The following is a 10,797-nucleotide window of genomic DNA, read 5'->3' on the forward strand; positions in this document are numbered from 1 at the left end:
AAGAGCGATGAGCACCTCCATTCCCCCAGGGCAGGCGGCCGCGGACCCTGAGCTGGCCCGGGTCGAGCAGGCGCTCCTGGCGCGCTGGCCGGAGAACCGGCTCGAGCCGTCGCTGACCCGCATCACCGCGCTGGTCGACCTGCTCGGTTCGCCGCACCGCGCGTTCCCGGTCGTCCAGGTCACCGGCACCAACGGCAAGACGACGACGGCGCGGATGGTCGACGAGCTGCTGCGCGGCTTCGGCCTGCGGGTGGGCCGGTTCACCAGCCCCCACCTGGAGACGGTGCGCGAGCGGATCGTCATCGACGGGGAGCCGATCAGCGCCGAGCGCTTCGTCGAGGTCTACGACGACATCGCGCCCTACGTGCAGATGGTCGACGCCGGCGGGGACGTGCCGATGTCGTTCTTCGAGGTCACGGTGGCGCTGGCCTACGCCGCCTTCGCCGAGACCCCGGTCGACGTCGCCGTCGTCGAGGTCGGCATGGGCGGCACGTGGGATGCCACGAACGTCGTCGACGCGCGGGTCGCCGTGGTCACCCCGGTCTCCCTGGACCACGCCGAGTACCTGGGCCCCGACGTCGCCACGATCGCCACCGAGAAGTCCGGGATCATCAAGCCCGAGTCGGTCGCGGTGCTGGCCCACCAGCCGGCCGGCGCCCTGGAGGCGCTGGTCCGCCGGGCGATCGAGGTCGATGCCACCGTCGCCCGCGAGGGCACCGAGTTCGGGGTGCTGGAGCGGCGGGTGGCCGTCGGTGGGCAGCAGGTGCGCCTGCAGGGCCTCGGCGGCGAGTACGACGAGGTCTTCCTCCCGCTGTTCGGGGCGCACCAGGCGCAAAACGCCGCCGTGGCCCTGGCCGCCGTGGAGGCGTTCCTGGGCGCCGGTGCGGCCAGCGGCCCCATTGCCCAGGACGTCGTCCGGGAGGCCTTCGCCGGCGTGCGGTCGCCGGGCCGGCTGGAGCGGGTGCGCACCTCGCCGGCCGTGCTCATCGATGCCGCGCACAACCCGGCCGGCATGCAGGCGACCGTCGACGCGGTCCGGGAATCGTTCGACTTCACCCGCCTGGTCGGCGTGGTCAGCTGCGTGCGCGGCAAGGACGTGAGCGGGATCCTCGCCGCGCTGGAGCCGCTGTGCGCCGAGCTGGTGGTCACCCAGAACAGCTCCGAGCGGGCGATGCCCGCCGACGAGCTGGGAGCGCTGGCCGTCGACGTGTTCGGCGCCGGCCGGGTGAGCGTGCACCCCCAGTTCCTCGACGCCCTGGAGTCGGCGATCGAGCTGGCCGAGGCCGGGCCGGACGACGCGCTGGGCGGCTCGGGCGTGCTGGTCACCGGCAGCGTAATCACCGCCGGTGAGGCCCGCACGCTGCTCGCCGGTCGGCGGGCATGACCGCTCCCGACCCGGTCCGCGCGGGGAAGGCGCTGGGCGGTGCGGCCGCGGCGATCCTGTTCCTGGAAGGGATCGCGGTGCTCTTCGTGCCGCGGGCGTTCGCGCCCACCGAGGGCGGGCTCTCCGGCGTCGGCCTGTGGTCGGTGCTGGCCCTCGCGCTGGTGCTGGTGCTGGCCAGCGGGCTGCAGCGCCGGCCGCAGGGGCTGCTGATCGGCACCGTGCTGCAGGTGCCGCTGGTGCTGACCGGCCTGCTCGGGGCGGCGATGTGGTTCGTCGGCGGGGTCTTCCTGCTCATCTGGCTGTACCTGCTGCAGATCCGCAAGGAGCTGCTGGGCACCGCGTTCGGCCCGCCACCGGCCGGCTGAGCTCACCCGATCGGGCGAGTGCCCGCGCGCTCGACGGGAGAAGTGCGCGAAGCTCGTCGTGACCAACGGTGCAGAGGCGATGACGCTCTGCAGAACACCGCTGGAAACGGGGGAAGACCATGGAGGACCACAGGAGTTGCTGCGGGGGCAGCCACGCCGTGCCCGGCCGGAAGGCCCGGCGCAGCACCACGGATGAGCCGGTGATCGGCCCGGCCGGGCCGATCAGCACGACGATCGTCGACTACGCCGCACGCGTCCGGTTCAGGTTGCCCGAGGACGCCGTCGAGCGCCGGGCCCAGCAGCTGCACGCCCGCAACAGCTACGACTGCTGGAACGGGCTCAGCGAGAAGGACCAGGAGCTGTGGCGGCACATGGCCCGGATGGACCTCGCCGGCTGAGCGACTGGTCGACCCAGCGCGTCCCGTACGCTCCGGCCCGTGTCTGCACCCACCGCTGAGCGCACCCTCGTCCTGGTCAAGCCCGACGGCGTGGCCCGCGGCCTGGTCGGCCAGGTGATCGCCCGGCTGGAGGCCAAGGGCCTGCGCCTGGTCGCCGCCGAGCTGCGCACGCTGACCGCCGAGGTCGCCGAGACCCACTACGCCGAGCACCGCGAGCGGCCGTTCTTCGGCTCGCTGGTGGAGTTCATCACCAGCGCCCCCCTGATGGCCCTGGTCGTCGAGGGCCCGCGGGCCATCGAGGCATTCCGCGCGCTGGCCGGCGCCACCGACCCGGTCAAGGCCGGCCCGGGCACCATCCGCGGCGACTTCGCCCTCGAGGTGCAGGCGAACATCGTGCACGGCTCGGACTCGCCCGAGTCGGCCGCGCGCGAGATCGCGCTGTTCTTCCCCGAGCTCGGCTGATCCCTCTGCCGGCTCTGTGGCGGGGGCGCCTGGTGGTGCTCCCGCCGCCGAGCCGACCAGGGGCGACGGGTCAGTCCGTCAGGTCGGCGTCCTCGGCGGACTCTTCCGGGGAGGTCCACGCCAGGTGCCAGTAGGTCAGCAGGCCGCTGGTGAACCACAGCAGGAAGCCGAGGCAGAGCGCCAGGGCGACGTCTCCGGCGAGGCCGACGACGGTGGTCGCGCCGGCCCACGCAGCGAAGGTCAGCGCCGCGCTCGGCCAGGCCACTGCGCTGTGCGACTGCTCGCCGAGCCGTCGCTGGTGCTCGTCGAGTGACCGCTTGTCCCGGTCGAGGACGCCGCGGATGCCCAGGTTCAGCACCGAGTGCAGCGGGATGAACGAGAACAGGCCGATCGTCCAGGCGGCGAAGAACCACGTCGACCACCCCTCGCCGGTCACCGCGGCCACGAGGGTCGCGGCGATCAGCGCTGCGAGCAGCGTCGCCTCGGCGACGACCGCCCGCCGGCGGACGTGCGGGCGCCGGGCCCAGGAGTAGCGCTCGTCCTCGAACGTGCGGGCGAGGTAGGTCGGGGTCGGCGAGTGCGTCATGACGTCCTCCTGAGGAGTTCCTGGCTGAGCGAGGGCAGGGGCTCGAGGGAGAAGACCGCCTCGACCGGCAGGTCGAAGTAGCGGGCGATGCGCAGCGCCAGGGCCAGTGACGGGCTGTACTCGCCGCGCTCCACGTAGCCGATGGTCTGCGCGTGCACGCCGACGGCCTCCGCCAGCTGCTTCCGGCTCACGCCCCGATCGGCGCGCAGCACGCCGATGCGGTCGTACACCTTGTCCGCTTCGCTCCGCGGCTGTCGTCCCATGACACGAACCGTAGCATTAATACCACTTGTCGAGCAATGAATCGTGGCCTTCATAGCGACTGACGACGTCCGGGTGCCGACACGCAGATCCCGCCGCGCGGGGTCGGGCGGCCGCCCACCCGGCGGAGGGGGGAGCTGGTGCGCGGTGGCGTCTACCCTGGGCAGGTCATGACTGGTGAGTCCCTGTACCCCCGCCTCGAGCCGTTGCTGGCCCAGGTCCAGAAGCCGATCCAGTACGTCGGCGGTGAGCTCAACGCCCAGGTGAAGCCCTGGGACGAGGTCGCCGTCCACTGGGCGCTGATGTACCCCGACGCCTATGAGGTGGGCCTGCCCAACCAGGGCCTCATGATCCTCTACGAGGTGCTCAACGAGCGCCCCGACGCCCTGGCCGAGCGCACCTACGCCGTCTGGCCCGACCTGGCCGCGCTGATGCGCGAGCACGGCGTCGGTCAGTTCACCGTGGACAGCCACCGGGCGGTGCGCGACTTCGACCTGCTGGGCGTCAGCTTCGCCACCGAGCTGGGCTACACCAACCTGCTCGAGGCCCTCGACCTCGCCGGCGTGCCCCTGCACGCCGTCGACCGCGACGAGACCCACCCGGTCGTCGTCGCCGGCGGCCACGCCGCGTTCAACCCCGAGCCGGTCAGCGACTTCGTCGACTGCGCGGTGCTCGGCGACGGCGAGCAGGTCGTCGGCGACATCACCGACGTCGTCGCCGCGTGGAAGGCCCAGGGGCGCCCCGGCGGCCGGGTCGAGCTGCTGGCCCGGCTGGCCCGGGTCGACGGCGTCTACGTGCCCCGCTTCTACGCGGTCACCTACGCCGCCGACGGTGCGATCGCCGAGGTGCTGCGCACCCGCGACGACGTCCCGGCGCGGGTGGGCAAGCGCACCGTCATGGACCTCGACGAGTGGCCCTACCCGAAGCAGCCGCTGGTGCCGCTCGCCGAGAGCGTGCACGAGCGGATGAGCGTGGAGATCTTCCGCGGCTGCACCCGCGGCTGCCGGTTCTGCCAGGCCGGGATGATCACCCGCCCGGTGCGCGAGCGGACGATCACCGGCATCGGCTCGATGGTCGACGCCGGCCTCAAGGCCACCGGCTACGAGGAGGTTGGCCTGCTCTCGCTGAGCTCCGCCGACCACTCCGAGATCGGCCAGCTGGCCACCGAGCTCGCCGATCGGTACGAGGGCACCAACACCGGCCTGAGCCTGCCCTCCACCCGGGTCGACGCGTTCAACGTGACCCTGGCCAACGAGCTGTCCCGCAACGGCCGTCGCTCCGGGCTGACCTTCGCCCCCGAGGGTGGCAGCGAGCGGATCCGCCGGGTGATCAACAAGACCGTGTCCAAGGAGGACCTGGTCCGCACGGTCACCACCGCCTACGCCAACGGCTGGCGGCAGGTGAAGCTGTACTTCATGTGCGGTCTGCCCACCGAGACCGACGAGGACGTGCTGGAGATCGCCGAGCTGGCGGTCGAGGTGATCCGCGCCGGCCGGGAGGCCAGCGGGAGCAAGGACATCCGCTGCACCGTCTCCATCGGTGGCTTCGTGCCCAAGCCCCACACCCCGTTCCAGTGGGCCGGGCAGGCGAGCGCGGAGACGATCGACCACCGGCTCAAGGTGCTCCGCGAGGCGATCAACGCCGACCGGCGCATCGGCCGCTCCATCGGCCTGCGCTACCACGACGGCAAGCCCGGAGTGATCGAGGGGCTGCTCTCCCGCGGCGACCGCCGGGTGGGCCGGGTCATCGAGCGGGTGTGGCGCGACGGCGGCCACTTCGACGGCTGGAGCGAGCACTTCTCCTACCAGCGGTGGACGACGGCCGCGGCGGAGGAGCTGGCCCCCTTCGGCGTCGACCTCGACTGGTACACCACCCGGGAGCGCACCGAGCACGAGGTGCTGCCCTGGGACCACCTGGACTCCGGGCTGGACAAGGAGTGGCTCTGGGAGGACTGGCAGGAGGCGCTCTCCGAGGAGGAGGTCGGCGACTGCCGCTGGACCGGCTGCTACGACTGCGGTGTCTGCCCGACGATGGGCACCGAGATCCAGATCGGCCCGACCGGGCGCAGCCTGCTCCCGCTCACGGTCGTCCGCTGATGAGGGTGCGCTGATGGCCCGCCAGCCCGACGGGCCGCCCCCGCCGCCGACCGTGCAGAAGCTGCGGCTGCGCTACACCAAGCGCGGACCGCTGCGGTTCGCCTCGCACCGCGACCTCGCCCGGGCGCTGGAGCGCGCACTGCGGCGTGCCCAGGTGCCGATGGCGTTCTCGGCGGGGTTCAGCCCGCACCCGAAGATCAGCTACATGGGCGCGGCGCCCACCGGTGCGGCCTCGGAGGCCGAGTACGTGGAGATCGGTCTCTCCCAGCGTCGCGACCCGGAGCAGGTGCGGGCCGCCCTCGACGCCTCGCTGCCGCCGGGCATCGACGTGCTGGAGTGCGTCGAGGCGGGGGAGGGGACCGGCTCGCTCGCCGACCGGCTCGACGCCACCCGCTGGCGGATCGACCTGCCCGGCGTCGCCCCGGAGGAGCTCTCCGCAGCCCTCGCCGAGCTGCTCGCGAGGGAGACGGTGACGGTCACCAAGCGGGCCAAGACCGGCACCAAGGACGTCGACGTCCGGGCCGCCGTCGTCCGCGCGTCGGTGGCCGGGGACACAGGTTGTGCCATACTGCAGGTGGTCGTACGGCAGCTCACGCCGACCGTGCGACCGGACGACGTGATGGCTGCCCTGGCTGTCGTCGCCGACCTGCACCCGCCGTCGCCCCCACGGGCCGTGCGTGAGGCGCAGGGCCGGCTCGACGAGAGTGGTGACGTCGCCGACCCGCTCGACCCAGATCGTGCGACGCGTTCCTGCTGCCAGGAGGAACGGGCGCCGGTCTGACCGGCGGGGCCGGGTGCCGGACGCCGTCTGCGACACGTCTGCCAGCCGTGGCGCGACCCAAGAGCTCTGCACCACCGCACCACCCGCGATCCTGCTGCACCACCGGGCCCCAGCCGCACCGGCCGGGGCACGAAACAGACTTCGCGGGCCGGCCGACCCCGCCGCACCTCGGTGTGGCCGCCCGACCCGCCCAACCCGCGTTCCTGCGCGGCCGCCAGTCGGAGACGATCGGCGCCCGGGGACGCACCAGGAGGCGAGCCCTTCGTGGCCGACCGCATCGACGACAACGACAGCACCACCGAGGCGCCGGAGACCTCCCCGGTCACCGCGCCGCCGGGCTCCGGCCCGGCACCGGAGGCCGGCACGGCGACCGAGCCGGAGACCCCGGTGGAGGAGCCGGACGACGAGCCGGCCGAGGACGAGACGGTCCAGGACGCGGCCGCCGAGGCGTCCCCGGAGCCGGTTGCGCCCCAGCCGGCGGAGGAGCCGGAGGCCGAGGCGCCGCGCTTCGGCGCCCAGTTCAGCTCCCCGGAGCCGACCGCCGTCACCGCGCGTCCGCGCCGCCGGGCCACCCGCCCGGCGCTGGCCGCCGACCCCGATTCGGTCCCCCCGCCGCCGCCGGCCCCGCCGGTGGCTCCGGCCTTCGTCAGCTTCATGGCCCCGCCCGAGCCGGAGGCCGTCTCCCCGCGCCGGCGCAGCCGCCGGACCGAAGCCGAGTCCCCGGCCGACCCGGAGGCCGCCCCCCGGGCCGACCGCGACGAGCAGCCCGCCGCGCCGTCGCGCCGCTCCCGGCGGCGCCGTCCCGCGGACACCGAGGACGGCACCCCCGACGTGGAGGACGTCGCCGCCCTCGCTGCCGCTGAGCAGCAGGCCGACCGGTCCGACGACGGGCAGGACACCGGCGACCGCGAGACCGACGACCGGGACACCGACGACCGGGACACCGACGACCGGGACACCGACGACCGCGACGGCGACGACGGGGGCTCGGCCGGCAGCCGCCGGCGCCGCCGGGGCCGTCGTGGTCGCGGCCGGGGCCGGTCCGGGGACGACTCGGCCGACACCGACGAGGACGCACCCGGGCAGACCGCCGGGGCGACCCGCGGCGAGGACACCGACGACACGGAGGAGTCCGGCGGCGCGGACGACGCCGAGGACACCGACGACGCCGAGGGCAGCAGCGGGTCGAGCACCCGTCGCCGGCGGCGCCGTCGTCGCCGGGGCAGCAGCGGCGAGGCCGGCGACGACGCGACCGAGGACGCCGACGACCGCCCCGAGCGGGCCGGCCGCAACGGCCGGGTCAGCAGCGAGGACGACGTCAAGGGCGTCGCCGGCTCGACCCGGCTGGAGGCCAAGCGCCAGCGCCGCCGGGAGGGCCGGGACGGCGGCCGCCGCCGGGCGCCGATCCTCTCCGAGTCCGAGTTCCTCGCCCGCCGCGAGGCCGTCGACCGGGCCATGGTCATCCGGCAGCAGGGCGAGCGGACCCAGATCGCCGTCCTCGAGGACGACGTCCTGGTCGAGCACTACGTCACCCAGGCGCAGGCGACGTCGTTCGCCGGCAACGTCTACCTCGGCCGGGTGCAGAACGTGCTGCCCAGCATGGAGGCGGCGTTCGTCGACATCGGCAAGGGGCGCAACGCCGTCCTCTACGCCGGTGAGGTCAACTGGGACGCCGCCGGCCTGACCGGCAAGTCCCGTTCCATCGAGACCGCGCTGAAGTCCGGCGACAAGGTCCTGGTGCAGGTCACCAAGGACCCGATCGGCCACAAGGGCGCCCGGCTCACCCAGCAGGTCAACCTGCCGGGCCGGTTCCTGGTCTACGTGCCCGGCGGCTCGATGACCGGCATCAGCCGGAAGCTGCCGGACAAGGAGCGCACCCGGCTCAAGGACATCCTGAAGAAGATCGTCCCCGAGGACGCCGGTGTGATCATCCGGACCGCTGCGGAGGGTGCCTCGGAGGAGGAGCTCACCCGCGACGTGGCCCGGCTGCAGGCGCAGTGGGAGGTCATCCAGACCAAGGCGGCCTCGACCAGCAGCGCCCCGACGTTGCTCTACGGCGAGCCGGACCTGGCGATCCGGGTGATCCGCGACGTCTTCAACGAGGACTTCAAGCGGCTGGTCGTGCAGGGCGACGACGCCTGGGACACCGTCGAGGCCTACGTCGCGCACGTCTCCCCGGAGCTCTCCGAGCGGCTGCAGCGCTACACCGGCACCGGCGACGTCTTCCGCGACCTGCGCATCGACGAGCAGCTGGCCAAGGCGCTGGACCGCAAGGTGTGGCTGCCCTCGGGCGGGTCGTTGGTCATCGACCGCACTGAGGCGATGACCGTGGTCGACGTCAACACCGGCAAGTTCACCGGCTCCGGGGGCAACCTGGAGCAGACGGTCACCCGGAACAACATCGAGGCCGCCGAGGAGATCGTCCGCCAGCTCCGGCTGCGCGACATCGGCGGGATCATCGTGATCGACTTCATCGACATGGTCCTGGAGAGCAACCGCGACCTGGTCCTGCGGCGGCTCACCGAGTGCCTGGGGCGCGACCGCACCAAGCACCAGGTCGCCGAGGTCACCTCCCTCGGCCTGGTGCAGATGACCCGCAAGCGGGTCGGTCAGGGCCTGCTGGAGGTCTTCTCGGAGCCGTGCGAGCACTGCCGGGGCCGGGGCGTGCTGGTGCACACCGATCCGGTCGACGAGAAGCGCCGCGGCGGCAACGGCGGCGGCAACGGCAACGGTGGTGGCAGCGGCCAGGGGAGCGGTGGCGGCCGCAACCGCGACCAGAACCGGGCCGACAACGCCGGCAAGAACTCGGGCAAGGACACCGGCAAGGACGCCGCCAAGGACACCGCCAAGGACATCGGCAAGGACACCGGCACGGAGCCGGCCAGGGCGTCGTCCGGTGCGGACGCCGATGTCGCCGCCGACCCGGCGACGTCGGGCGAGACGTCCGGCGGGGCCGCAGGCGCCGAGGAGCAGGGCGGTGAGCCCGGCACCGAGGGCCGGAGCAGCCGGCGCAGCCGGGGACGGCGTGGGCGCGGGCAGTCCGGGGAGGCCCGGGCCGCCGAGGACGCCGCGGTGCTCGCCGCCAGTGGCGCGGACGGTGACCCCGCCGGCCGGACCGACCAGGGGGGCACCCCGGGTACGCCGGAGGAGTCCCTCCCCGACGGCGCGGCGACTGCGGTGGCGCCGGAGCCGACCGAGGTCCCGACCGAGGTCTCGACCGAGGTGCAGAACGAGGCGCACAGCGGGGCTCCGGCCGCGACCGAGGCGGCCACGCCGGACACGGTGCTGGCCGGCCGCATCAGCGAGCCGCCCCAGGCCCCGGTCGTCGGACCGGACGAGGTGCCGGCCACCGAGCCGGACGAGGCGCCGGTGCCCGTGGAATCGGTGCCCGCCGTGGCGCCCGACGCGCCGGTGCCGCCGGTCGTCGTCGCCCCGCAGCCGGTGGCCGAGCCCGATGCGCCAGCCGCGGAGTCCGCTCCCGACCCGGCGCCGGCCCGCCCGCGTCGTCGCCGGGCGGCGTCCCGCCCGGCCGGGCCGCCCGCCTCGTAGGCGGGTCGGCCCGAAGCCCACGTTCGACCCGGACGCCCGGGCTCGGGTACGCTGGCCGGGTTGCCGCTGCGCGGAGGCACGTCGAGTGCCTGGCGCATCACCTCAGCAGAGGTCGGCGGCCCGTCCAGCACCTGGCCACCGTGCCGGAGTGCGCGCAGGACACAGTGCTGGATACGTAGGAACCGATCGAGGAGTCAGTGGTGTACGCAGTCGTCAAGGCCGGTGGAGCGCAGCACAAGGTGGGTGTCGGTGACACCCTCACCGTCAACCGCCTCGCCGGGGAGGCCGGTGACACGATCACCCTTCCGGCCCTGCTGCTGGTCGACGGCGACACCGTCACCACCGACGCGCAGGCGCTGGCGGGCGTGACCGTGACCGGCGAGATCGTCGAGCACGGCAAGGGCCCGAAGATCAAGATCCACAAGTTCAAGAACAAGACCGGGTACCACAAGCGGCAGGGGCACCGTCAGCCCCTGACCAGCGTCGTGGTCCGCGACATCACGAAGGGCTGACGACGACATGGCACACAAGAAGGGCGCCTCGTCCTCCCGCAACGGCCGCGACTCGAACGCCCAGCGCCTGGGCGTGAAGCGGTTCGGTGGTCAGGTCGTCAAGGCCGGCGAGATCATCGTCCGCCAGCGCGGCACCCACTTCCACCCGGGTCTGGGCGTCGGCCGCGGCAAGGACGACACGCTGTTCGCCCTGGAGCCGGGCGCGGTGACCTTCGGCCACCGTCGTGGCCGCCGGGTCGTCTCGGTCTCCGCGGTCGAGACCGCCGGGGTCTGAGCACCAGCAGCACCCGAACCACCTGAGCACCACCGGGGGGGGGGGGGGGGGGGGGGGGGGGGGGGGGGGGGGGGGGGGGGGGGGGGGGGGGGGGCGGGGGGGGGGTGGCGGGGTCGATCTCTCATTAGT

General features: G+C 73.8%; 11 protein-coding genes. 9 read left to right on the plus strand and 2 right to left on the minus strand.

Features of this window, described 5'->3' with window-relative positions; translation table 11 throughout:
* Window positions 1-7 precede the first annotated feature (7 nt).
* The 4 genes from ACI783_RS11900 (at window position 8) to ndk (ending at window position 2,609) form a co-directional block, all read left to right on the plus strand.
* Entirely contained in the window at window positions 8-1,384 is a 1,377-nt protein-coding gene (locus ACI783_RS11900; RefSeq protein WP_457140622.1) for a bifunctional folylpolyglutamate synthase/dihydrofolate synthase, read from the plus strand.
* Window positions 1,381-1,749, plus strand: coding sequence for a DUF4233 domain-containing protein (locus ACI783_RS11905; protein ID WP_457140623.1), 369 nt, complete (start codon window positions 1,381-1,383; stop codon window positions 1,747-1,749). Before ACI783_RS11900 ends, ACI783_RS11905 begins: the two co-directional genes overlap by 4 nt.
* Window positions 1,750-1,907: 158 nt before the next feature.
* Complete coding sequence (locus ACI783_RS11910) at window positions 1,908-2,147, plus strand: hypothetical protein (RefSeq protein WP_457140624.1); 240 nt, start codon at window positions 1,908-1,910, stop codon at window positions 2,145-2,147.
* Window positions 2,148-2,186: 39 nt separating this feature from the next.
* Entirely contained in the window at window positions 2,187-2,609 is a 423-nt protein-coding gene (ndk, locus tag ACI783_RS11915; protein ID WP_457140625.1) for a nucleoside-diphosphate kinase, read from the plus strand.
* A 70-nt stretch (window positions 2,610-2,679) separates the two neighbouring features.
* On the opposite strand, the gene ACI783_RS11920 is transcribed toward ndk, so the two are convergent.
* Together ACI783_RS11920 and ACI783_RS11925 are read right to left on the minus strand one after the other, a co-directional pair.
* The gene (locus ACI783_RS11920) at window positions 2,680-3,195 is read right to left on the minus strand and encodes a hypothetical protein (protein ID WP_457140626.1); all 516 of its coding nucleotides are present in this window, start codon (window positions 3,193-3,195) and stop codon (window positions 2,680-2,682) included.
* On the minus strand, window positions 3,192-3,458 hold the full coding sequence (locus ACI783_RS11925) for a helix-turn-helix transcriptional regulator (RefSeq protein WP_457140627.1): 267 nt from the start codon (window positions 3,456-3,458) through the stop codon (window positions 3,192-3,194). Before ACI783_RS11925 ends, ACI783_RS11920 begins: the two co-directional genes overlap by 4 nt.
* Window positions 3,459-3,626: 168 nt before the next feature.
* On the opposite strand from ACI783_RS11925, the gene ACI783_RS11930 reads away from it, so the two are divergent.
* The 5 genes from ACI783_RS11930 to rpmA all read left to right on the plus strand — a co-directional run bounded on the left by ACI783_RS11930 (window position 3,627) and on the right by rpmA (window position 10,668).
* Window positions 3,627-5,552, plus strand: coding sequence for a TIGR03960 family B12-binding radical SAM protein (locus tag ACI783_RS11930; protein WP_457140628.1), 1,926 nt, complete (start codon window positions 3,627-3,629; stop codon window positions 5,550-5,552).
* 13 nt (window positions 5,553-5,565) lie between these two features.
* Window positions 5,566-6,333, plus strand: a complete 768-nt coding sequence (locus ACI783_RS11935) for a TIGR03936 family radical SAM-associated protein (RefSeq protein WP_457079185.1) — start codon at window positions 5,566-5,568, stop codon at window positions 6,331-6,333.
* Window positions 6,334-6,597: 264 nt separating this feature from the next.
* Window positions 6,598-9,882, plus strand: a complete 3,285-nt coding sequence (locus tag ACI783_RS11940; RefSeq protein ID WP_457140629.1) for an Rne/Rng family ribonuclease — start codon at window positions 6,598-6,600, stop codon at window positions 9,880-9,882.
* 200 nt (window positions 9,883-10,082) lie between these two features.
* Window positions 10,083-10,394 (plus strand): 50S ribosomal protein L21, encoded by a 312-nt coding sequence (rplU, locus tag ACI783_RS11945; protein ID WP_457140630.1) that lies wholly within the window; start codon window positions 10,083-10,085, stop codon window positions 10,392-10,394.
* A gap of 7 nt (window positions 10,395-10,401) precedes the next feature.
* Window positions 10,402-10,668, plus strand: coding sequence for a 50S ribosomal protein L27 (gene rpmA, locus ACI783_RS11950; protein ID WP_457076582.1), 267 nt, complete (start codon window positions 10,402-10,404; stop codon window positions 10,666-10,668).
* Window positions 10,669-10,797 lie beyond the last annotated feature (129 nt).

Source organism: Modestobacter sp. SYSU DS0511, assembly GCF_054050755.1.

Excerpts from the sequence above, each read along its gene's own strand:
- ACI783_RS11935 (WP_457079185.1), top strand. The coding sequence starts at position 5,566 with ATGGCCCGCCAGCCCGACGGGCCGCCCCCGCCGCCGACCGTGCAGAAG.
- ACI783_RS11900 (WP_457140622.1), top strand. The coding sequence starts at position 8 with ATGAGCACCTCCATTCCCCCAGGGCAGGCGGCCGCGGACCCTGAGCTG.
- rpmA (WP_457076582.1), top strand. The coding sequence starts at position 10,402 with ATGGCACACAAGAAGGGCGCCTCGTCCTCCCGCAACGGCCGCGACTCG.
- ACI783_RS11930 (WP_457140628.1), top strand. The coding sequence starts at position 3,627 with ATGACTGGTGAGTCCCTGTACCCCCGCCTCGAGCCGTTGCTGGCCCAG.
- ACI783_RS11925 (WP_457140627.1), bottom strand. The coding sequence starts at position 3,458 with ATGGGACGACAGCCGCGGAGCGAAGCGGACAAGGTGTACGACCGCATC.
- ACI783_RS11920 (WP_457140626.1), bottom strand. The coding sequence starts at position 3,195 with ATGACGCACTCGCCGACCCCGACCTACCTCGCCCGCACGTTCGAGGAC.
- ACI783_RS11905 (WP_457140623.1), top strand. The coding sequence starts at position 1,381 with ATGACCGCTCCCGACCCGGTCCGCGCGGGGAAGGCGCTGGGCGGTGCG.